Below are 22,075 nucleotides of genomic sequence, written 5' to 3'. Positions count from 1 at the left end.
GACGCTCGGGTATACTTCGCCATCCTTTACAAAAGCACTGGAACCGACCCTCGATGCCGAAACCTGCCATTGCGCTCGACTTATTATTGCTGCCGACCTGGCTGGTACCCGTCGAACCTGCAGGCGTTGTGCTCAAGGAGCATGGCCTGGGCATCCGCGACGGTCGCATCGTGTTTATCGGCCCGCGCGCCGAAGCATTAAAGTGTAACGCCAGCGAAGTCCGCGAATTGCCGGACGTGCTGCTCGCCCCCGGTCTGATCAACGCCCACGGCCACGCGGCGATGACACTGTTCCGCGGCCTGGCCGATGATCTGCCGCTGATGACCTGGCTGGAAAACCACATCTGGCCGGCCGAAGCGAAATGGGTCGATGAAGATTTCGTCCGCGACGGCACTGATCTGGCCATCGCCGAGCAGATCAAGGGCGGCATCACCTGCTTCTCGGACATGTATTTTTTCCCGAAAGTCGCCAGCGAGCGCGTGCACAACAGCGGCATTCGTGCGCAAATCGCGATTCCGATCCTAGATTTCCCGATCCCGGGCGCCAGCAGTGCCGATGAAGCGATTCGCCAAGGCGTCGAGCTGTTCGGCGACTTGAAGCATCACGAACGCATCAAGATCACCTTCGGCCCTCATGCACCGTACACCGTCGGCGACGAGAATCTGGAAAAAATCCGCGTGATCGCCGAGGAACTGGACGCGTCGATCCACATGCACGTCCACGAAACCGCGTTCGAAGTCCAGCAAGCGCTGGAGCAGCGCGGCGAACGCCCGCTGGCCCGCCTCGGTCGCCTGGGCCTGCTCGGCCCACGCTTCCAGGCCGTGCACATGACCCAGATCAGCGATGACGACCTGGCGTTGCTGGTAGAAAGCAACACCAGCGTGATCCATTGCCCGGAATCCAATCTCAAACTGGCCAGCGGCTTCTGCCCGGTAGAGCGTTTGTGGCAGGCTGGAGTGAATGTCGCAGTCGGCACTGATGGCGCGGCCAGCAACAACGATCTCGACCTGCTCGGCGAAACCCGCACCGCCGCACTGCTGGCCAAAGCCGTCGCCGGCTCGGCCACCGCGCTGGACGCCCATCGTGCGCTGCGCATGGCCACATTGAATGGCGCGCGAGCATTGGGGATCGAGGCGCAAGTCGGCTCGCTGGAAATCGGCAAAGCCGCCGACATCGTCGCCTTCGACCTGTCCGGTCTGGCCCAGCAACCGGTCTACGACCCGGTTTCGCAGCTGATCTATGCCACCGGTCGCGACTGCGTGAAACACCTGTGGGTCGCCGGCAAGCAACTGCTCGACGACCGGCGCCTGACGCGCATGGACGAAGAGCAACTGGGCGCCACCGCCCGGGCCTGGGGCCAGCGCATCAGCGGCCACACCGAATCGTAAACACCCCGGGGCAAACTCCGGGGCTACAGCCCTTTTTCAAGTTTTAGAGGATTTAACATGAGCAACGTCGACCACGCCGAAATCGCCAAATTCGAAGCCCTGGCCCATCGCTGGTGGGATCGTGAAAGCGAGTTCAAACCGCTGCACGACATCAACCCGCTGCGGGTCAACTGGATAGACGAGCGGGTCAATCTGGCCGGCAAGAAAGTCCTCGACGTCGGTTGCGGTGGCGGCATCCTCAGCGAAGCGATGGCCCAGCGTGGCGCCACCGTCATGGGCATCGACATGGGCGAAGCGCCGCTGGCGGTCGCGCAACTGCATCAGCTGGAATCCGGCGTCAACGTCGAATACCGCCAGATCACTGCCGAAGACCTCGCAGAAGAAATGCCTGAGCAGTTCGACGTCGTCACCTGCCTTGAAATGCTTGAGCACGTACCGGATCCATCGTCGGTCATCCGCGCCTGCTTCCGTATGGTCAAGCCCGGTGGCCAAGTGTTCTTCTCGACCATCAACCGCAACCCGAAGGCCTATCTGTTTGCCATCGTCGGCGCCGAATACATCATGAAGTTGCTGCCGCGCGGCACCCACGACTTCAAGAAATTCATCCGCCCGTCCGAGCTCGGCGCCTGGAGCCGCATGGCCGGCCTGACCGTCAAGGACATCATCGGCCTGACCTACAACCCGCTGACCAAGCACTACAAACTGGCCAGCGACGTTGACGTCAACTACATGATCCAGACCCTGCGCGAGGAATAAGTCGATGGCCATCAGAGCAGTCCTTTTCGACATGGACGGCACCCTGCTCGACACGGCGCCGGACTTCATCGCCATCTGCCAGGCCATGCGCGCGGATCGTGGCTTGCCGCCGATCAACGACAAGCACATCCGCGACGAGATCTCCGGCGGCGCCAAAGCCATGGTTGCAGTGACATTCTCGATGGACCCGGAATCACCGGGCTTCGAGGAGCTGCGCCTGGAGTTTCTCGAGCGCTATCTGGTCGGCTGTGCGGTACACAGCAAGTTGTTCGACGGCATGGACGAATTGCTCGCCGACATTGAAAAAGCCAATCTGGTCTGGGGCGTGGTCACCAACAAGCCGCTGCGCTTTGCCGAGCCGATCATGCAGCAGCTGGGGCTGGCCGAGCGTTCGGCGTTGCTGATCTGCCCGGATCACGTGAAGAACAGCAAGCCGGATCCGGAACCGTTGATCCTTGCGTGCAAGATGCTTGATCTGGATCCGTCGACGGTGTTGTTTGTAGGCGATGATCTGCGTGATATCGAGTCGGGCCGCGATGCTGGCACGAAAACGGCGGCGGTGACGTTTGGCTACATCCACCCGGACGACAACCCACGGCATTGGGGCGCGGATGTGGTGGTGGATCACCCGTCGGAGTTGCGCAAGGTGCTCGACAGCGCGATTTGCAGCTGCTGATCTGAATCAGATCTTGTGGCGAGGGGATTTATCCCCGTTGGGCTGCGAAGCGGCCCCCGCTTTCATCCAGGCGATGTGACACACAGGTTTTGCGACGGCTTCGCCGCCGAACGGGGATAAATCCCCTCCCACAGGGTGAAGCAGGTCTTCATGAATGGATTGTGAGGTTTTTATGTTTGATTACTCCGCTCGCCCCGAATTGCTCAAGGATCGGGTCATTCTGGTCACCGGTGCCGGTCGTGGCATTGGCGCGGCTGCGGCGAAAACCTACGCCGCTCACGGCGCGACCGTGCTGCTGCTGGGCAAGACCGAGGCCAATCTGACCCAGGTCTACGACGAGATCGAAGCCGCGGGCCACCCACAACCGGCGGTGATCCCGTTCAACCTCGAAACCGCTCTGCCCCATCAATACGATGAGCTGGCGGCAATGATCGAGACTGAGTTCGGCCACCTCGATGGCCTGCTGCACAATGCTTCGATCATTGGTCCGCGCACGCCGATCGAGCAGTTGTCCGGGGAAAATTTCATGCGCGTCATGCAGGTCAACGTCAACGCCATGTTCATGCTGACCAGCACCTTGTTGCCGCTGCTCAAGCTCTCGCAGGATGCGTCGGTGGTGTTCACCTCCAGCAGTGTTGGTCGCAAGGGCCGCGCATACTGGGGCGCTTATGGCGTGTCGAAGTTCGCTACCGAAGGCTTGATGCAAACCCTGGCCGATGAGGTCGACGGCGTTGCACCGGTGCGCTCCAACAGCATCAACCCGGGCGGCACCCGCACCAGCATGCGCGCTCAGGCTTATCCAGGGGAAAACCCGCTGAACAACCCGACGCCCGAGGAGATCATGCCGGTCTACCTCTACCTGATGGGGCCGGACAGCAGCGGTATCAACGGCCAGGCATTCAACGCCCAGTAATGCCATACGTCGCTTTTGTTGCCGTGGCGGAATCCCGTCGCGGCAGGCATTTGCCGCTGCCGACTGCAACAATTGAGTCAATTATCCAGCGCCCTTCCACTCCGAAATAACACAAGCCATTGAATACAAAGGGTTTTAATAAACCTGAACCGAATGGCACGACTTTCGCTCTAAATTTCCTCAAAGCATGCCGTGTGAAGGCAATGGGGCAAGGCCGATTTCGATAGCTTACTAATCGTCATCAGGCAGACTAAACTTATGCCAAATGTCCTACGGGACTGATGGATCAGTATGACGCGCAGCCCATAGCCGCTCTCACCCAGCCTGTAAGACAGACTTACTGCTTAGGGGCTCACGCCATATGAAATCACCTTCCCAGACCAATGCAATTGACTTCGACAGTGCCAAATTGCAACGCCTGGGTTTCGGTCAGCAGCCGCCACTTCTGGAGCGGCCCGCCAGTCTTGCGCAATTGCGCCAGCAACTGAGCCTGCAACTGCAAACCAGTCTCGAACCACAACGCATCCTCGGTCTGTTTTTCCGCGAAGTTCAGCGTCTGGTGCCGCTGGACGCCTTGAGCTACGTGCACAAGGGCAGCGACCTGCGCCTGGAGTTTGGCGCGCGCGGTCATCATTCCGTCAGTTACAGCCTGAGCCACGAAGGTGAGCACATGGGCGAACTGGTGTTCCGCCGCAATCAGCGTTTCAACGATCATGAACAAGGCAATCTGGAGTCGCTGCTGTCGTCGTTGCTGTTCCCGATGCGCAACGCCCTGCTCTACCGCGCCGCGACCCAGAGCGCCTTGCGCGATCCGTTGACCGGTGCCGGTAACCGCATTGCCATGGAGCAGACCCTGCAGCGCGAGATCGAAATGTCGCGTCGGCACCTGCAACCACTATCGGTGTTGATGCTCGATATCGATCACTTCAAACGGGTCAACGACAGCCACGGCCACAGCGCCGGCGATGACGTACTCAAAGCCGTTGCCGCGTCGATCAAGGGCCAACTGCGCAATGTCGACATGGTCTTTCGTTATGGCGGCGAGGAATTTCTGATTCTGCTGTCGAACACCAGCCGCGAACCGGCGGCGATGGTCGGTGAACGCCTGCGTTACGCGGCGCAAGCGGCCGAGTATTACGCCGATGGCCAGTTGATCGAGCTGACGGTGAGCCTCGGCTGTTCGACGCTGCTGCCGGGCGAATCGGCGGAAAGCCTGCTGCGCCGTGCGGATAGCGCGCTATATGTGGCCAAACGCGAAGGCCGCAACCGCTTGGCGATGGCGGGTTAATCTCCCCCGGCCAACCCAAAACAACTGTAGGAGCGAGCCTGCTCGCGATGCGGTCCGACATTCAACATTGATGTTGACTGACATTGCGCCATCGCGATCAGGCTCACTCCTACATTTTTTTACGCGGTGTCAGCTGTAATCAACTTTCGACGACAGCCCGGCGCTCACGGCTTACCAGCAAACGCTCGGACGTCTCCAGTTGCATGCAGCGTTCGAGGAACAGGTACATATAGTCGTAGCTCTTGCACACCGCCTGACGCAACTCGGTTTGCAGAGCCATACTCGGGTTCATGCCGGCCAGGGTGCAAATGATCTCCAGCGCTTCCCACGGATGCGCATCGTCGTACTGCGCGTGCATCTTCAGCCACTTCATCGCGCGCTTGCGATCATCTTCCGGGAACGCGGCGGCGTATACCCCCGTCGAGCAGACCAGTGCAGACCACTCACCGGTCGCGCCTTCGATTGCGTAATTGGTCGCGGCGATGGCGACAATCAGCGAATCGGCGGAACTGGTGTGCCAGCACCAATGACTCAAGGCGTGCAGTTCCGGCGGCACTTGCTGCGCCTGCAAGTCTTCCAGGCTGACACCATGGGCGCGACTCCAGTGCAGCCAGTAATCGGCATGATTGAGTTCAACGCGAATGTTGCGCATCAGCCAACGCCGCGCCATGTCTTCGCCAGGGTGGCGGGCAAACTTGGTCTTGGTCAGGTTCTGCGCCATGTATAACGCGAACTGCTCAACTACCGGCCAGCCCCCGACCAGATACTGGCGCATGGTTTTGGCACTGAGCTTGTTATCCCGCATGCGCATATACAACTCATGTTCGACAACCCGGCGCTTGCTCTCGCTGCAATCCTCAATGAGCTGTTGTGCCCAGGCAGGATAACTTGCAGCTTCCATGAGTGGTCCGGTTCGGTTGAATGTGTCGATCACTGTTCGGCTCCTTTTGATTGTGATTATAAGGATCGGCGAGAGACTTCAACGGAACGTGCCAGGCGCTTTGAATAACAGCGGCTGCGGTCTGGCGGGCCGACTTTGCAAACTGTCACAGGTAAACAATTGCGGGCGTTCAATAACATAACCCTGAGCGTAATCAACCCCGATCTCAAGCAACGCCTGCTCGATCTGGGTTGTTTCAACAAACTCGGCAATTGTCTGCTTACCCATGACATGCCCGATGTGATTGATCACTTCGACCATTGCGCGGTTAATCGGGTCGTCCAGCATATCCTTTACGAAACTCCCGTCGATCTTCAGGAAGTCTACAGGTAAATGTTTCAGATATGCGAATGAAGACATTCCGGCACAAAAGTCATCCAGCGAGAAGTAACAACCTAAACCTTTGAGTTCATTAATAAAACGTATTGCGCTGCCTAAATTTGAAATCGCACTGGTTTCGGTAATTTCAAAACAAATCATTTCAGGCGGTATGGCGTAGTTAACAAACTGTTCCCGTAGGAAGTGTAAAAACGCGTCATCTCCTATAGTAATGCCTGACAGATTAATCGCACACATCGCCAAAGGACCTTCATGTTCTTCGGCAATACATTGAGCAATAACCTTAAATACGTTTTGCACTACCCAACGATCTAACTGACTCATCAAACCATAACGTTCAGCGGCCGGAATGAAACTGTCCGGGAGAATCATCCGCCCCGCTTCATCATGCAGACGCAGCAGAATTTCGATGTGCGCACGCTCTCCCCCGGCGGCACCCAACGGCGCAATTTCCTGGGCGTACAGACAAAACCGGTTCTCCTCCAGTGCCATGTGCAAGCGCTGTACCCAGGCCATCTCACCGAAGCGCAACGACAACTCCGAATCGTCGGCGTGGTAGACCTGCACCCGATTACGGCCCTTTTCCTTGGCCATGTAGCAGGCCATGTCGGCGGCACGCAACGACGCTTCGAGGGTGGTCGGCGTCTGGCCGACATGCACCAGGCCGATACTGACGGTGGTCAGAAATGGCCGGCCCTTCCACACGAAATGCAGGTTCTGCACGGTCTGGCGCAGGCTGTCGGCGATCTTCTCGGCCGCCTCCAGCGCACAGTTCTCCAGAAGAATGCCGAATTCGTCACCGCCCAATCGCGCCAAGGTGTCGCCCTCGCGCAAACCGGACTGCAGCAACGCGCAGATATGCCGCAACAGTTCATCGCCGGCGGCATGCCCACAGGTGTCGTTGACCAGTTTGAATTGATCCAGATCGAGAAACATCAACGCATGCCGCCCGCCCTGACGGGTGAGATTGTGCAGCGCCTGCTCCAAGCGATATTCGAACTCACGGCGGTTGGCCAACCCGGTCAGCGCATCGTGGGTCGCCTGCCACGACAGGTTGGCAATGTATTGCCGCTCCTGCGTCATGTCGTGCAGCACCAGCACCGTGCCACTGACTTTGCCGGCATTGCGGATCGGTGCGCCCACCAGCGTCACCGATACTGTACTGCCGTCGAGGCGCTGGATCAGTTTCGAATGCTCGCTGCCACCACTGAGTTTGCCACTGAGGATGTGCTCGATCAGTGTCAGCCCTTCGGTCTGCGCGTTGTCGTCGAGCAGGTTGAAGAGCGCCGCCAAGGGCAAACCGGCAGCCTGCTCGGCTTTCCAGTGCGTCATGGCCTCGGCGGCCGGGTTCATGTAATCGATGGCCCCGGCAACGTCAGTGGTGATCACCCCGTCGCCGATCGAATGCAGGGTGACGTGGGCCCGGTCCTTCTCCAGTTGCAGCGCCTCGGCGAAGGCATGGCGCTGCTTGAGCAGCTTGTGCGTGCGCAACAGCGCCAGCACGATCAGCCCCAGCGCCGTGGCAAGGTTGGTCAACAGCAGCAGGCGCAGAATCATCCGCGACCCCTCGCCCAAGGCATCACTGAACGCCTTGGCCGCCGGAGTCACAGCGTCGTTGATGGCAAAAATCTGCGCCTTCCAGCGACGAATGTCCGCCTCGCCCGCCGTGTTGCCAGTGATGCTCCGATGCATCTCCTGAGCCACGTTATCCAGTTCGACCAGATAGGCGTCGCCGACCGTCCAGCGGTCGATGGCGGTTTCCAGATAACTGAAATGACGAAAGTTGAGGTACAGCCAGATCAGGCTGGAAACGTCGTCCGGGTGGTTGCCGCCCTTGAGAATGCCATCGCGGGCAGACGCCAGATCGGGCGGCTGATGATCCAGCGCCACGCGTAGTTGATGCCCGCCCTGAGGGACCGCGATCGCGCTTTGATACTTGAGTAAGATCGCCTCGTCGCGGCTGTCGGCGTACAGGTTCAGGTAATAGATGGCGTCTTTCTGGCCTTTGGACCACAGACTTTCGCCTGCCACGTAACCGCGAACGGCCGACAGGACATAGAGACTCACACCGCCCAATAACGCCTGAAACAACACGACGGCGATGAATGGCCAGACGATGCCAAGCAACCGTGGCGTTCCGAGAGTCCGCTTTTGCTTCATGGGATCCCTTGTATGGCACTGCCTGACCATCCCTTCCGATCAGACCACCCACCAAGACTAGGAGGCGTTTGCGCTCCCGGCAAGCGGCATAGACGCCGATATATATGTACCGCCACGCAATCGGGTGAAGCCATGAAACTGGTGACTCTCCTCATTTGCAAAGGCACTGCCGATCATGACGCCCTCACCCATTACACCTTCTCAACAACATATCGCTTTGCTCAACGAATACGATGGACTGCTGGTTCGCTTGAACAGCGTCAAGGAAACGTCCAGCGAGATTGAAGGCTGTTACTACATTCCAGCATCAAATACACCACTGCACCGCGTCCACATGGACGCGCTTTCTTCACTTGCACAGTTGATGAAAAACCCGATCTACCTGGCCACACTGGCGCAGCGGAAGCTGAACGCACGTCGCATGGAAGTCACCATCGAAGGCCAGCGGACGACTTATGAAACCACCAGAATTGGCGGCGGCCATGCGTACCTCGAGCCAGAGGAGTTCCCTCAATTGCGGGGCTTGTTCAGCGCTGTCGAACGGGGAAACAGAGTGCTTGGCGGGAACCTGCGCGCCGACGCCATGTTGCCGATCTGCATTGCCCTGAGTTTTTACGGCGTCCCCCCCGCGCTGTTCAAGCAGCTCGATGCATTGATCCTTTACGTTGAAGAAGCTCGGGCCATTCACCGCCTGAGACTGGGCACCGTTGCTGATATCAACAGTCTTTTCCAGCCAGATGAACATAAGTACGTGGTGGCCGCAGTTGAAAACATAGTGGCCAAGAACGAGACGAGTGCCATCGATTCCCTCGTCAGACAAGCACTGCCTGACGCAACCGTCGAGCAAGTACGCGCCAGCCCAATGCGCAGTCTCGACCGGTTGCTCAATTGCCCCAAGGCCCAGGCATTGGCAGAAGATTTGGTCCAGTGGCTCAACTGGTACGGCGCAAAAGCAGACGAACAGCCGCCGCCCGACATCTCTCCACACCTCGTCGCTGAAGCCTTGCGCCTGTGGTACTCGAGTTCACACGGCCACCAGCCCGGCACCCTCGTGGGGTTTGATCTAAACAGCAGGGAACATCGCGGCAAGAGCTATCAGACATTACGCCGCGACTTCGAAAAGCACTTGAGTGAATACGCGATCGTCCGTGAAACAGAGGCCGAGACTCTGGAACAGGTGTTGGTGGGCCACCTGCTTCTGTCTAAATACTCCAGCGACTTCGCGGTACCGGATGTTCCGCCTGATCTTCCTTACGCCAGCTCGATTGCCTGGGTCAATTTCGTCCACGGCGTCAATCTGGCACAAGCACTTGAGCCAGGCTTGCTGCATCGGTTGAGCTTTCAACAATTGATCGACCTGCCGCTCCGTCAGAGCGAAAACGCCTCGAATGAGCTGATGCAACTGATCGCATTGACCCGCGCCGAACCGGCGCAACGCTGGGCTGCTGCCGCTGCCTTGGGTGATTTGACTGTGGTTTCTATCACCGAAGCGCTGTCAACGCTGGACAACTCGACCCAGGAACTGAGTCAGGCAATCAGCCAACTGAACGCGCAACCTGAGCCAAGACTGGACATTGCAAAAGCTGAAATTGCCCGCGGCTTTCCTCTCAATAAAATGCCCAAAGGTCTGAGGCTTGCGAAAGCCGTCACCGGCAGGAGCAAACGCGCAGTCATCATACTGCCCGACATCAAAGCCTCCGCGTATGAGTTTGCCGAGGTCTACGCTGGAGGCGGGTTCAAACATGGCCAGAAATGGTCGGTGATTCTCGATGGCATACCACGCCAGAACTGGATTGTGCTTTCAAGCGATAACCGCGTTGAGACGGACGAAAAGTGGCGCACCTTTCGCACGTCGGGATTACCAGCGTTCTATAGCGAGTTCCTGCCGGACATCGAGCTCACGTTCAATCAGCGTTTCGAAGGCTATGTGGCGGACAGCAAGAAAGCTTACGCCTGCCTGATCAGACATTTGCTGATATCGCTGCCGTGGGACGAGCGCGAGGCGCTGGCACAGGGTGAAGTACGCATCCATTCCCTCAATCAGATTCTCAACGAGATGTCCTCTCTCACTACAGGCGAAGAAATCCCGCCGTCACGGCAAGCGCGGTTGGGCTTTTTGCTGGAAGCCAAGCCAATAGAGGGCGATTCGCGTTTCTATGAATGCCTGCCGCGTGCCGGCATTATCCGCCGCAGACACGACATCACCGCCGAACACCTCGGGCCAGCCATCAGAAAAACCCTCATATTTAAAGACATGGGGCCGCTTAACGCCCGCACCAACAAGCAGTTGCCCCTTGATTGGCAGGCTTATCACCAAGGAACAGTGCCGCTGGAGGACGCCACGTGCCGAGCGTTCATTTCTCGGCTCGGCTCATTACCCGCACCGCCTGCCGCACATTCCATTCACAGTGGCCTGATACTGAACTCACCTCGCACTCAGAAGATCGCCGCCCTCGTTGCCGAAGTTTTGTTTTATTACAACGTCGACGAACTACGCTCGGTAGCATGGGGAGAAACGGCGTTCGACCGCGATAAGGCGGCCGGCCACTGGCTAGAATCCATCAAGCCTTTCGTGCCGTTCTGGGGCGGTATCGACGACCTGAAATCCGACGATTTTGGTACCCGCTTGCTGGGTGTGGCGGGGCTTGTCGTTGACGTGCTTTCGTTCGCCGTGCCTCTGGGAAAATTTGCTGCGGGTTCTATCCGGCTGGCGGCTACCGCCAGCCGGATCGGTATTCGTTCAGCATTGCCTGCTTTCAGCAAGGTGTCCGGCAAATTGCTCAACGCCACCCTGAAAAATCTCAATCCGCTGGCGGTTGTCTCTGCCAGCCTCAAACTGTCGCGTCAATCGCTGCTGTTGACAGGGCGCGTGCTGTACCGCGCGGGACGCAGCAGTCTTACCGGGGTTCGCACCTTGATAGCCACCACTGCGCACTACGATTTGGTGAAAGGCATTACGCAGGTAACCGATCCGGGCGCCTGGAAACCCTTGGCGCAGGGTGATGACCTGGCCACCTTCAAAGGCATCAATGATGTGCCGGTGCGCAGCATCGCCACACCGGCAGGCAATCGATACTTTCTGATTGAGCCACTCTCGCTCAAGCCTTACGGCCCGCGACTGCTGATGACATCGACGGAGCTGTCGCCGGGGCGCTCCACGTACAATTCGGTGGGCAATGCCGATGGCCATTCGCTGATTGAAATCTCACAGCAATCCCGGGTTCGCGAACTGCTTGAAGCCGACGGCAGGACTACCCTGTTGATCGATGACGTGGCCTATCGCCTGGACGGCGATGTGCTACGCCGCGCAGACTTGATCGACGATAGCCAACGAGTGAAAATGCTGCCTTGCCGGGTGCGACGCGCACCCGGCAACGAGGTCTGCGAAACCCGTTATGTCACCCGCGATCCGGCGCCAACGCCTGCGCCGGGCAGCTTTGATGACAGCAAGGGCTGGGCCACCTGGTTCGGTGACAGCATTTATATACCGGCCGCCGGGCACGCCCCGTTGCGTGCAGCCGATATAGGCCAACACACCAGACTCAACGCCACGATGACATTCCAGAAAGGTATGTATGGGCGGGTCTGCGTCAATCTGCCGAGGCCGGGAGGATCCCTGACTGACACGTTCCAGGTCGGCGCGACGATCAGCCAGGACATGCATGACTCTACGCAGCTCGTGTTCATGCGTTTGAACGCCGGGGGCTTTTACGTCGCCGAACTCGCCAAGGGACAGAGCCTCAAGGATCCGTTGTTGTTCAAGCAGGCCGCCACCCTGTCGGCGCAGCTGCGCCAAGAACTGACGACGGTGTACATCGGCTCGTTGAACGCTAACAACATCGCCCGAATCTATGGCATAACCGCCGTCGAGCGCGCAATGAAAGCCATGGATAAAATCGCCGTGCCGATTGGCGGCCACAGCAACCCGCCCGATACGTTGCGCCGGATCAAAGTCGACACCAGCCCCGGTGAAGCGGTGCTCTTCGACCACTCCACACGAATGATCGTCAGGCACTCCAGTGATGGCGCTGCGACCTGGTCGTTATCCCGCGCCGCGCCGGACAGCGCTCGCGAGACGACCGCGCGGGTGTTCAACGCACTGTTCGAAAAAACCGTGATTACCTTTGACGCGAAGGCAGCCAATGCAAAAGCGCTGAAAATCGATAACACCATGCAGCAACTGCAGTTACTCATCAGCCAGAAAACCAGAAAAAAACTGCACAGCCCGAGAAACATCGCCTTCGCCGAGATCACTACGCAAACGGGGAGTCGAGAGGTGTACGTCAGCGTCTCTGGACAGCAGGGTGATACGGCATTCCTGCCACTGTTTGCCCGTCACCCGGATAACGCTCAGGTCACGCTTGGCAACATCACTTACTTCAACATCGATCATGACCACCGGTTTGCGGCGACTTCACTCAACGTCTCCGCTGCGGGAAAGATCCGTGCGATTCCACACACCATCGACAACATCGAGACCTACACGCCCGCCCTGACGTCACGGCCGACGTCACTGGATACCGAAAGCAAGCTCATCCGGGTGATTCGCGAAAAATACCCGGATGCGAAGACGCTGAATTCGATCACCATTGCCACAACCATGGCGCCGTGCGACTCCTGCGCGGTGGTGATGAAACAATTCGGCTATGACGGCAGCCCGGACGCGATGAACGTGCTCTGGAAGTGAGCACTCAGTGGCGCTGCAAATGCCCGTAAAGCTTGGCGTACAAACCGCCATCGGCGATCAGTTGTTGATGATCGCCGTCTTCGGCCACCTGCCCGCCATCGAACACCAGCACGCGATCGGCCTGCTTCACCGCTGACAAACGGTGGGCAATGATCAGCGTGGTGCGGCCATTGAGGAAGCGCGCCATGGCCTGGTGCAGGTTGTATTCGGTGGCGGCATCGAGGGCCGAGGTGGCTTCGTCGAGGATGACGACTTTCGGCTCGGCGAGGATCATCCGCGCAATTGCCAGGCGTTGGCGCTGACCGCCAGAAAGCCTCACGCCGGAGCGGCCGACGATGCTGTCGAGGCCATCGGGCAAGGCGCGGATAGTCGCCTCCAGTTGGGCAATTTCCAGCGCCTGCCAGCAAGCTTCGTCCGTGCGTGTGCGGCCCATGGTCAGGTTGGCGCGCACGGTGTCGTTGAACAAAGCCGGGTGCTGCAGCACCACCGCGACGTTTTCACGAACCGTATCGAGGCCGATTTCCTGCTGGGTCGAACCGCCGAAGCGGATGGTGCCGGACAGTGGCGTGTACAGACCCAGCAGCAATTGCACTAGGGTACTTTTGCCACCGCCACTGGCGCCAACGATTGCGACTTTCTCACCGGGGGCAATCGACAGATCAAGCTGATCGAGCACCAGTTCATCGCCGTAACCGAAGCTCAAGCCTTGCACCTGAATGCCCACAGTGTCGCGACCCTTGAACGGGTCGACGCCGCCGGGATACTGCGGCTCGTCGGCACGCGCCAGCAACTCGTTGATCCGCGTGAGCGCACCGCCCGCCGCGTAGTAGGCATATTGCAGATTGAGCAGTTGTTCGACCGGGCCGATCATGAACCACAGGTAACTGAACACCGCGAGCATCTGGCCGATCGACAGATCGGAGAACAGCACGGTGAGCATCGCCGCCGCGCGGAAAATATCGATGCCAAACTGGAACAACAAACCACTGGCGCGGTTGGAGGCGTCGGTCTTCCACTGCGAGTTGACCGCGTAATTGCGCACTTCCTGCGCCCGCAGGCCAAGCCTTCCAAGGAAAAAGCCCTGACGGTTGCCTGCGCGAATCTCCTGAATCGCGTCGAGGGTTTCGCTCAGCGCCTGGGTGAAACGCGAGGTGCTGTCGTTCTCCAGTTTCTTCAGGTGCTTGACGCGTTTGCCCAACTGCACCGTGGCGTAGATCACCAGCGGGTTGAACAGCAGAATCAGCAGCGCCAGTTTCCAGTGCATCCACATGAGGATGCTCGCGGTGCCGACCAGCGTCAGCATCGCCACCAGAAAACGGCTGAGGGTTTCGCCGACGAATTTATCGAGGGTATCGAGGTCGGTGACCAGATGCGTGGTCACCGTGCCGCTGCCCAGGCTTTCGTATTCGCCCAGCGAGATGCGCTTGAGGCGTTCGATCAAGCGCACGCGAATGCGATAAACAATGTCCTTGGCCAGCCGTGCGAACAGTCGCGACTGCAACACGCCAAAACACAGTGAGCCGCAGCGCAGGGTCAACGTCACTAACAACATCAGGCCGATATAGCCCGCCGCTTGCTGCCACATGCTGGGCAACACATGGTTCATGACTTTCAACGCAGCATCGCCGTGGCCGAGCAGCACTTCGTCGACGAGCAACGGCAACAGCAACGGAATCGGCACGCTGCACAGCGTCGCCAGAACAGCCACGCCGTTAGCGATCCACAGGGATTTTTTGTGTGTGAGAGCCAGGCGCCGGACTTCTGCCCAGCTCAGCCGGTCGACACGCTTTACGGCTGGCGTGTCATCGGCCAGGTCAGGCACAGGCGGCGCGCTCCAGCCAGCGGCCGAGTAACGGCGACAGTTCGCTGAGCGGTTGATAGCCATTGGTAAGTAAGGCCAGTTGGCCATTGCGTTCGGCGAGCAGGGTCGGGAAACCGGCGATGCCCAGATCCTGCACCCAACTGAAATCGGCCTGAGTGGCTTTGTGTTGATCGGCATGGTCGAACAACGCGGCGAATTCGATGCGTGGCACGCCGGCCTGCTCTGCCAGTTCCACCAGCACACTGGCTTGGGTAACGTCACGACCTTCGGCGTAAAACGCCTGCTGGATCAGTCCGACCAGTGTCCATGCGCAATCCGGCGCCAGGCTGCGCGCAGTGACGATCGCGCGGCAGGCCGGCTCGGTGTCGTAGACAAATCCATCGGGCAACGCGCCGTCGAACTGGAACGGCTGGCCGGTGGCCTCGGTGACCGCTTGCCAGTGTTCGAGAATGTAGCGCCGCGTGGTCGGCTCCAGCGCCGAGCCACTGCCGGTACGCAAACCACCGACCACCAGATGCAGCTCGACCCCGGCTGCCTGCGCCTGCTCCACCAATGCCTTGGCCACTGGAGCAAAACCCCAGCACCACGAACACATCGGGTCCATCACATAGAGCAGGCGTGCAGACATGATTAAGCCTCGGTGGATGCTTGCTTGTAGTTGTAGCCGATCGGGTGCGGCATGTTGCGCGCCTTGGCCAGTTCGATCTGCTTCTGCCGATCGATGGCACTGCGCCGGGTCTTCTCGCTCAGCTTGTCCCAGCAATGCGGGCAACTGATGCCGGCGACGTAATGCTCGCTGGCGCGATCTTCAACACTGACCGGTGTGCGGCAGGCATGACATTGATCGTAGTCGCCTTCGCTGAGGTCGTGGCGCACGGTCACGCGGTTGTCGAACACGAAGCAGTCACCCTGCCACTTGGTTTCTTCCTGCGGCACCTCTTCGAGGTACTTCAGAATGCCACCCTTGAGGTGGTAAACCTCTTCGTAGCCCTCGCTGAGCATGTAGCTCGAGGCTTTCTCGCAGCGAATACCGCCGGTGCAGAACATCGCGACTTTCTTGTGCACGGCCGGGTTGAAGTGTTCTTTGATGTAGTCAGGGAATTCGCGAAAACTGGTGGTTTTCGGATCAATGGCGCCTTCGAAGGTGCCGATCGACACTTCGTAATCGTTGCGCGTATCGATCAACAGCACTTCCGGGTCGCTGATCAACGCGTTCCAGTCTTGCGGATCAACGTAAGTGCCGACCTTTTTGTTCGGGTCGACGCCTTCGACACCGAGGGTGACGATTTCTTTCTTCAGTTTGACTTTAGTGCGATAGAACGGCTGCTCGTCGCAGTACGACTCTTTGTGATCGATGTCGATCATGCGTGGGTCGTTCTTCAGCCAGACGAGCAGGCCGTCGATGCCTTCGCGAGTGCCGGACACCGTGCCATTGATGCCTTCTTCGGCGATCAGCAGGGTGCCTTTGATCTGGTTGTCGACCATCGCTTGCAGCAGTGGCTCGCGCAGGTTGACGTAATCTTCGAGGGTGACGAACTTATACAGTGCCGCCACGACAATCGGTTGTGTCATGGGTATTTCTCCAGGTGGCTACCCTCGCAAAGGGTGAACCGGATTCAAAAAAAAACGCGCCGGGTGAGCGGCGCGTTGCGGATTCTAGCAAAAACACGATGTGTTTTGGATTTACTGAGTCTTCTGTGACAACACAAAACCTGTGGCGAGGGGATTTATCCCCGCTGGGCTGCGAAGCGGCCCCAAACCCTGAGAATGCGGTCTTTCAGGGAGATTGGGTTCTGTGGCTTTTGGGGCTGCTTCGCAACCCAACGGGGATGAATCCCCTCGCCACAAAAATCCCGCCACATCCAAAATCAGTGTTTGCTTCCGCCGGCACAGGTCGGCGACGCCGGGGCGGCGCCGGTCTCTGCCCATTCCTGCGGGGTGTAGGTGTGCAGCGCCAACGCATGGAACTCGCCCATCAGCTCGCCGAGCGTGCCGTAGACTTTCTGGTGGCGCTTGACCCGGTTCAGGCCTTCGAACTGCGCGCTGACCACCACTGCCTTGTAGTGGGTCTGCAACCCGCGACTGTGCATGTGGCTTTCATCCAGCACTTGCAGATGCTCAGGCTGTAACAGGCCCAGCGTGGATTCGATGCGTTGTTGCATGCTCATCACGAACTCCGCTTACGGCTTTTTCTTGGCCGGAGCAGCGCCTTTCGGGGCCAGCTCGTTGGTCATGTCTTCCAGCAGTTTGTTGACTACCGGTACCGCGCTTTCCAGTTTGGCCTGGGTCATCTGGGCCGATTGCTGAGTCAGCTGCGGCATTTTTTCCAGGACTTTTTTACCCAGTGGCGACTGGTAGAACGCGACCAGATCCTTCAGCTCGGATTCGCTAAAGTTGGTGGTGTAGAGCTTGACCATGTCCGGCTTCAGCTTGTTCCAGCCAATGGCCTGGTCCAGGGCGGCGTTGGCCTTGGCCTGGTAGGTTTCCAGCGTGGCTTTCTTGGATTCCGGGGCTTTGGTCTGCTCAAAACGCTGAGCGAACATTTGCTGGACTTGCATGTACACCGGAGTGCCCAGTTTGTCAGCGTGTGCCAGGGTCAGGAAAGCTTCGGCACTGGCGTTGTGGCTGGCGGTATCGGCAAGCACCTGGCCGCTGGCGCAAACCAGTGCAACCGCGGTACAGATGGCACGAAGACGAGTCATCGAGTTTCCTTTTAAGCAAAGCGAGGTAAAACCCCAAGGGCGACCATTCTGCGCCTAAAAAACGCCGCGGCTCAACCCCCCAAGCCTTGCCGCGCTTGATTGACGGGGTTTTACCGGTCAACAATCGATTCGATGGAACCACCCGGGCCGAAGCCGGCCTAAACTGCGCAAACAGACCAACAGGAGTGTGCACGATGAGCCGTATCGAAACCGACAGCCTGGGCCAGATCGACGTCCCGGACGATGCTTACTGGGGTGCTCAGACGCAACGCTCGCTGATCAACTTCGCCATCGGTCAGGAACGCATGCCGCTGCCGGTGCTGCACGCCCTGGCCCTGATCAAGAAAGCCGCCGCCCGGGTCAACGACCGCAACGGCGACCTGCCCGCCGACATCGCCCGCCTGATCGAACAAGCCGCCGACGAAGTCCTCGACGGCCAGCACGACGACCAGTTCCCGTTGGTGGTCTGGCAGACCGGCAGCGGCACCCAAAGCAACATGAACGTCAACGAGGTGATCGCCGGTCGCGCCAACGAACTGGCCGGCAACCCGCGCGGCGGCAAGACGCCGGTGCACCCGAACGATCACGTCAACCGCTCGCAAAGCTCCAACGACTGCTTCCCCACCGCCATGAGCATCGCCACCGCGCAAGCCGTGCAGGAACAGCTGCTGCCGGCGATTGCCGAGCTGTCCGGTGGTCTCGCCGAACTCGCCGCGCGCCATATGAAACTGGTGAAAACCGGGCGCACGCACATGATGGACGCGACGCCGATCACCTTCGGTCAGGAATTGTCGGGTTTTATCGCGCAGCTGGATTACGCCGAACGGGCGATCCGTGCAGCGCTGCCCGCAGTGTGTGAGCTGGCGCAGGGCGGCACCGCCGTCGGCACCGGGCTGAACTCGCCGCACGGTTTCGGTGAAGCGATTGCCGCCGAACTGGCGGCGCTGTCGGGTCTGCCGTTCGTCACCGCACCGAACAAGTTCGCCGCCCTCGCCGGCCACGAACCGCTGACCAGCCTCTCCGGTGCGCTGAAAACCCTCGCCGTGGCGCTGATGAAAATCGCCAACGACTTGCGTCTGCTTGGCTCCGGCCCGCGCGCAGGTTTTGCCGAAGTGCGGCTGCCGGCCAATGAGCCGGGCAGCTCGATCATGCCGGGCAAGGTCAACCCGACCCAGTGCGAAGCGCTGTCGATGCTCGCCTGTCAGGTCCTGGGCAACGACGTGACGATCGGCATTGCCGCCAGTCAGGGTCACTTGCAGTTGAACGTGTACAAACCGGTGATCATCCACAACCTGCTGCAATCGATTCGCTTGCTCGGCGACGGCTGCAGCAACTTCCAGCAGCACTGCATTGCCGGGCTGGAGCCGGACGCTGAAGTCATGGCGCGGCATCTGGAGCGTGGGTTGATGCTGGTGACAGCGCTGAACCCGCACATCGGTTATGACAAATCCGCCGAAATCGCCAAAAAGGCTTATAGCGAGGGGCTGACCTTGCGTGAGGCGGCGTTGGCGCTGGGCTATCTGACCGATGAACAGTTTGATGCGTGGGTGCGGCCGGAGAATATGATTGAGGCTGGGGCCAAGGGCTAAACAGCAAAAGATCGCAGCCTGCGGCAGCTCCTACACAGGTCTCATGTAGGAGCTGCCGCAGGCTGCGATCTTTTGATCTTCAGGCCATACGCATGCGCCGCGCCTTGAGCCCGGCAATCAATGTTGGCCCCAACGCCACCAGTGCCGAGCCCAACACCACCAACACCGCCCCGCCATAACCCAGCGCGTTGATCTGCTCGGCATGCACGTATTCCGGCCAGACTCCCGCCGCAATCGCCACCGCACCAAACGTCACCAACGGCGTAATCGCCAACGTCGCACTGACCCGCGAGGCCTCCCAGTGCGCCAGCGCTTCGGCAAACGCGCCATAGGCAATCAACGTATTCATGCAGCACGCCAGCAGCAACCAGCCTTGCAACGGGCTCAGTTCCAGCGCCTCGAGCGGATGCACCCACGGCGTCAGCAACAACGCACAGAACAGGTAGATCACCATCATCACCTGTAACGAATTCCACACCGTCAGCAATTGCTTCTGGCCCAACGCGTAAAACGTCCAGACCGTCGACGCCAACAGCACCAGCAACACGCCGGCGGTGTAATCCGACAACGAGGTCAGCAACTCCGCCAGACGCTGATTGAAGAACAGTACAAAACCGATCAGCAGCACCAGCAATCCGATGCCCTGGCCGATGCTGAAACGCTCCTTGAACACAAACAGACTGGCGATCAGCAGCATGATCGGGCCCATCTGCACCACCAGTTGCGCGGTGCCGGGGCTGAGCAGATTAAGGCCCATGAGATAGAGCACGTAGTTACCGACCAGGCCGAGCACCGCCATCAGCACCAGCCAGCCGCCCTTGGGCCCCAGCACTTTACGACTCGGCAGGCGTTTGACCGCGGCCAGATAAATGAACAAGCAGCTGCCGGACACCATCAAGCGAAACCAGGTCACGGTGATCGGGTCCATCACCAGCAGCACCTGTTTGAGCTTGATCGGCAGGATGCCCCACAGAAACGCAGTCAGCAGCGCCAGGAACAATCCGTAGACCCAGCGACCGGATGAAATGTGCATGTGAACCCCAAAACCTGCTGACGAGTGCGCTCATTCTAGGCGTGCCGCCGGGCGCGACACAGGGACAGTTGGGGCCAGGACGCGAATGAAACTGTGCAGGTCGCAGCATTAAATTGACGCGCTGCCGTTGATCGGCTGAGCGGGCGCGCCAAGTGCTTCAGGCATAAGCTGATTGGATCCGTTCCAGCGCAACAGCCAAGGAGACCGATCATGTTAGGAATGCGCGCCCACGACAGCGCCCCCGCCACGCACTTTCGCAGCGACCGCGTGTGTCGGGTCAATGGCGAACTGTTTTTCAGCACTCGGGAAAACACCCTTGAGGGGCCGTTTGAGAGTGCCGAGAAAGCTGAAGTGGAGATAAAAGCTTATATCGCGCGGATGCAGGTACAGGATGCCAACCGGATATCCGGTTGATGCCATCGCGAGCAGGCTCACTCCTACCGGGGAACGTATTCCAATTGTAGGAGTGAGCCTGCTCGCGATAGCGGTAGATCAATCAACAAATCTTTCAGGGCCTAGCGCACCGCCTCAAACAAACCGGTCGCACCCATCCCGCCCCCCACACACATGGTGACGATGCCGTAACGCAAATTACGCCGTTGCAACTCACGCACCAGATGCCCGACCTGCCGCGACCCGGTCATGCCAAACGGGTGACCAATCGAAATCGAGCCACCGTTGACGTTGTACTTGTCGTTATCGATCTCCAGCCGATCACGGCTGTACAGACACTGCGAAGCAAACGCCTCGTTCAGCTCCCACAGATCAATGTCCGCTACCTGCAAACCTTTCGCCTTGAGCAGCTTCGGCACCGAGAACACCGGGCCGATGCCCATCTCGTCCGGCTCGCAGCCGGCCACGGTAAAGCCACGGAAAAAGGCTTTCGGCTTCAGGCCCAATTCCAGCGCTTTTTCCAGGCTCATCACCAGCGTCATCGACGCACCGTCTGAGAGTTGCGACGAGTTGCCCGCCGTCACCGAACCGTCTTCAGCGAACACCGGTTTCAACCCGGCGAGGCTTTCATAAGTGGTGTCCGGACGGTTGCAGTCATCGCGATCAACTACGCCATCGAGAATCTGCACCTCGCCAGTGTTCTTGTCTTCAACGCGATACTTCACCGCCATCGGCACAATTTCATCGTCGAACAACCCGGCCGCCTGCGCTTGCGCAGTGCGGATCTGGCTCTGCAACGCGTAGCGATCCTGCGCCTCACGGCTGACGCCATAACGCCGCGCGACCACTTCGGCAGTCTGGCCCATCGTGTAATAGATGCCCGGCGTCTGTTGTTTGAGCAGCGGGTTGATCAGGTGATCGGTGTTGACGCTTTTCATCGTCAGGCTGATCGACTCGACACCGCCGGCGACGATGATGTCGCTGCAACCCGAGGCAATCTGGTTGGCGGCAATCGCAATCGCCTGCAAGCCAGACGAGCAGAACCGATTGAGGGTCATGCCGGCCGTGCCAGTGCCCAGACGCGAGAGCACCGCGACGTTGCGGCCGATGTTGTAACCCTGCGCGCCCTCGTTGGAACCGGCGCCAACGATGCAATCCTCGACGCTGGCCGGGTCGATGTCATTGCGCGTGAGCAGCGCGTTGACGCAGTGAGCCGCCATGTCATCGGGGCGGGTCTGGTTGAACTTGCCGCGAAAGGATTTGGCCAGGCCAGTCCGCACGCTGTCGACGATCACCACTTCACGCATGGCATACCTCATTGTTGTGGTCGGTTGAGAGTGGACCGAGCATAAGTCCACCCGATTGCCGACCGCGACAATCATTCACCCC

At 59.2% G+C, this 22,075-nt stretch carries 17 protein-coding genes; 8 read left to right on the top strand and 9 right to left on the bottom strand.

All coding sequences use genetic code 11. The annotated features are described in order from the left end of the window. Positions 1 to 53: 53 nt before the first annotated feature. The 5 genes from ACZZ0B_RS05320 (at position 54) to ACZZ0B_RS05300 (ending at position 5,021) form a co-directional block, all read left to right on the top strand. Positions 54 to 1,388, top strand: a complete 1,335-nt coding sequence (locus ACZZ0B_RS05320) for a TRZ/ATZ family hydrolase (protein WP_463544529.1) — start codon at positions 54 to 56, stop codon at positions 1,386 to 1,388. Positions 1,389 to 1,445: 57 nt separating this feature from the next. Then, on the top strand, positions 1,446 to 2,144 hold the full coding sequence (ubiG, locus tag ACZZ0B_RS05315; protein ID WP_008079776.1) for a bifunctional 2-polyprenyl-6-hydroxyphenol methylase/3-demethylubiquinol 3-O-methyltransferase UbiG: 699 nt from the start codon (positions 1,446 to 1,448) through the stop codon (positions 2,142 to 2,144). Between the two features lie 4 nt (positions 2,145 to 2,148). Beyond that, positions 2,149 to 2,820, top strand: a complete 672-nt coding sequence (gene mupP / locus ACZZ0B_RS05310) for an N-acetylmuramic acid 6-phosphate phosphatase MupP (protein WP_463544528.1) — start codon at positions 2,149 to 2,151, stop codon at positions 2,818 to 2,820. A 172-nt stretch (positions 2,821 to 2,992) separates the two neighbouring features. Beyond that, complete coding sequence (locus ACZZ0B_RS05305; RefSeq protein WP_095125179.1) at positions 2,993 to 3,733, top strand: YciK family oxidoreductase; 741 nt, start codon at positions 2,993 to 2,995, stop codon at positions 3,731 to 3,733. A gap of 361 nt (positions 3,734 to 4,094) precedes the next feature. Beyond that, the gene (locus tag ACZZ0B_RS05300) at positions 4,095 to 5,021 is read left to right on the top strand and encodes a GGDEF domain-containing protein (protein ID WP_158835726.1); all 927 of its coding nucleotides are present in this window, start codon (positions 4,095 to 4,097) and stop codon (positions 5,019 to 5,021) included. 139 nt (positions 5,022 to 5,160) lie between these two features. Here ACZZ0B_RS05300 and ACZZ0B_RS05295 read toward each other — a convergent pair whose 3' ends face one another. Beyond that, a complete protein-coding gene (locus tag ACZZ0B_RS05295) occupies positions 5,161 to 5,922 on the bottom strand; it encodes a TenA family transcriptional regulator (RefSeq protein WP_463544527.1) in 762 nt (253 codons plus the stop codon). A 78-nt stretch (positions 5,923 to 6,000) separates the two neighbouring features. Then, on the bottom strand, positions 6,001 to 8,460 hold the full coding sequence (locus ACZZ0B_RS05290) for an EAL domain-containing protein (RefSeq protein WP_463544526.1): 2,460 nt from the start codon (positions 8,458 to 8,460) through the stop codon (positions 6,001 to 6,003). A 175-nt stretch (positions 8,461 to 8,635) separates the two neighbouring features. Between ACZZ0B_RS05290 and ACZZ0B_RS05285 the strand changes: the two genes are divergently transcribed. Further along, positions 8,636 to 13,147 (top strand): deaminase domain-containing protein, encoded by a 4,512-nt coding sequence (locus ACZZ0B_RS05285; RefSeq protein WP_463544525.1) that lies wholly within the window; start codon positions 8,636 to 8,638, stop codon positions 13,145 to 13,147. Between the two features lie 4 nt (positions 13,148 to 13,151). Here the strand turns inward: ACZZ0B_RS05285 and ACZZ0B_RS05280 are convergent, their stop codons facing one another. The 5 genes from ACZZ0B_RS05280 to ACZZ0B_RS05260 all read right to left on the bottom strand — a co-directional run bounded on the left by ACZZ0B_RS05280 (position 13,152) and on the right by ACZZ0B_RS05260 (position 17,671). Then, the gene (locus ACZZ0B_RS05280) at positions 13,152 to 14,969 is read right to left on the bottom strand and encodes an ABC transporter ATP-binding protein (protein WP_008079769.1); all 1,818 of its coding nucleotides are present in this window, start codon (positions 14,967 to 14,969) and stop codon (positions 13,152 to 13,154) included. Further along, on the bottom strand, positions 14,962 to 15,564 hold the full coding sequence (locus tag ACZZ0B_RS05275) for a DsbA family protein (protein WP_177323301.1): 603 nt from the start codon (positions 15,562 to 15,564) through the stop codon (positions 14,962 to 14,964). The genes ACZZ0B_RS05280 and ACZZ0B_RS05275 overlap by 8 nt, the downstream gene beginning before the upstream one ends. Before the next feature lie 35 nt (positions 15,565 to 15,599). Next, positions 15,600 to 16,541 carry an oxygen-dependent tRNA uridine(34) hydroxylase TrhO gene (gene trhO, locus ACZZ0B_RS05270; RefSeq protein WP_440096482.1) on the bottom strand — a complete coding sequence of 314 codons (942 nt, stop codon included), beginning with the start codon at positions 16,539 to 16,541 and terminating at the stop codon, positions 15,600 to 15,602. 296 nt (positions 16,542 to 16,837) lie between these two features. After that, positions 16,838 to 17,137 (bottom strand): BolA family protein, encoded by a 300-nt coding sequence (locus tag ACZZ0B_RS05265; RefSeq protein ID WP_440096483.1) that lies wholly within the window; start codon positions 17,135 to 17,137, stop codon positions 16,838 to 16,840. A 12-nt stretch (positions 17,138 to 17,149) separates the two neighbouring features. After that, positions 17,150 to 17,671 carry a DUF2059 domain-containing protein gene (locus tag ACZZ0B_RS05260; RefSeq protein WP_008079765.1) on the bottom strand — a complete coding sequence of 174 codons (522 nt, stop codon included), beginning with the start codon at positions 17,669 to 17,671 and terminating at the stop codon, positions 17,150 to 17,152. Between the two features lie 194 nt (positions 17,672 to 17,865). Here ACZZ0B_RS05260 and ACZZ0B_RS05255 point away from each other — a divergent pair, with 194 nt between their 5' ends. Further along, the gene (locus ACZZ0B_RS05255; protein WP_463544524.1) at positions 17,866 to 19,260 is read left to right on the top strand and encodes a class II fumarate hydratase; all 1,395 of its coding nucleotides are present in this window, start codon (positions 17,866 to 17,868) and stop codon (positions 19,258 to 19,260) included. Positions 19,261 to 19,339: 79 nt separating this feature from the next. Here ACZZ0B_RS05255 and ACZZ0B_RS05250 read toward each other — a convergent pair whose 3' ends face one another. Further along, positions 19,340 to 20,293 (bottom strand): DMT family transporter, encoded by a 954-nt coding sequence (locus tag ACZZ0B_RS05250; protein WP_463544523.1) that lies wholly within the window; start codon positions 20,291 to 20,293, stop codon positions 19,340 to 19,342. 210 nt (positions 20,294 to 20,503) lie between these two features. Here ACZZ0B_RS05250 and ACZZ0B_RS05245 point away from each other — a divergent pair, with 210 nt between their 5' ends. Further along, positions 20,504 to 20,707, top strand: a complete 204-nt coding sequence (locus ACZZ0B_RS05245; protein ID WP_440096485.1) for a DUF6316 family protein — start codon at positions 20,504 to 20,506, stop codon at positions 20,705 to 20,707. A 101-nt stretch (positions 20,708 to 20,808) separates the two neighbouring features. On the opposite strand, the gene ACZZ0B_RS05240 is transcribed toward ACZZ0B_RS05245, so the two are convergent. Then, the gene (locus ACZZ0B_RS05240) at positions 20,809 to 21,993 is read right to left on the bottom strand and encodes a thiolase family protein (RefSeq protein WP_008079757.1); all 1,185 of its coding nucleotides are present in this window, start codon (positions 21,991 to 21,993) and stop codon (positions 20,809 to 20,811) included. Positions 21,994 to 22,075 lie beyond the last annotated feature (82 nt).

The sequence above is a fragment of the Pseudomonas sp. AC247 genome, assembly GCF_979258015.1.
Note: the sequence above shows the minus strand (reverse complement) of the source record. Positions and strands in the feature narration are given on the sequence as shown.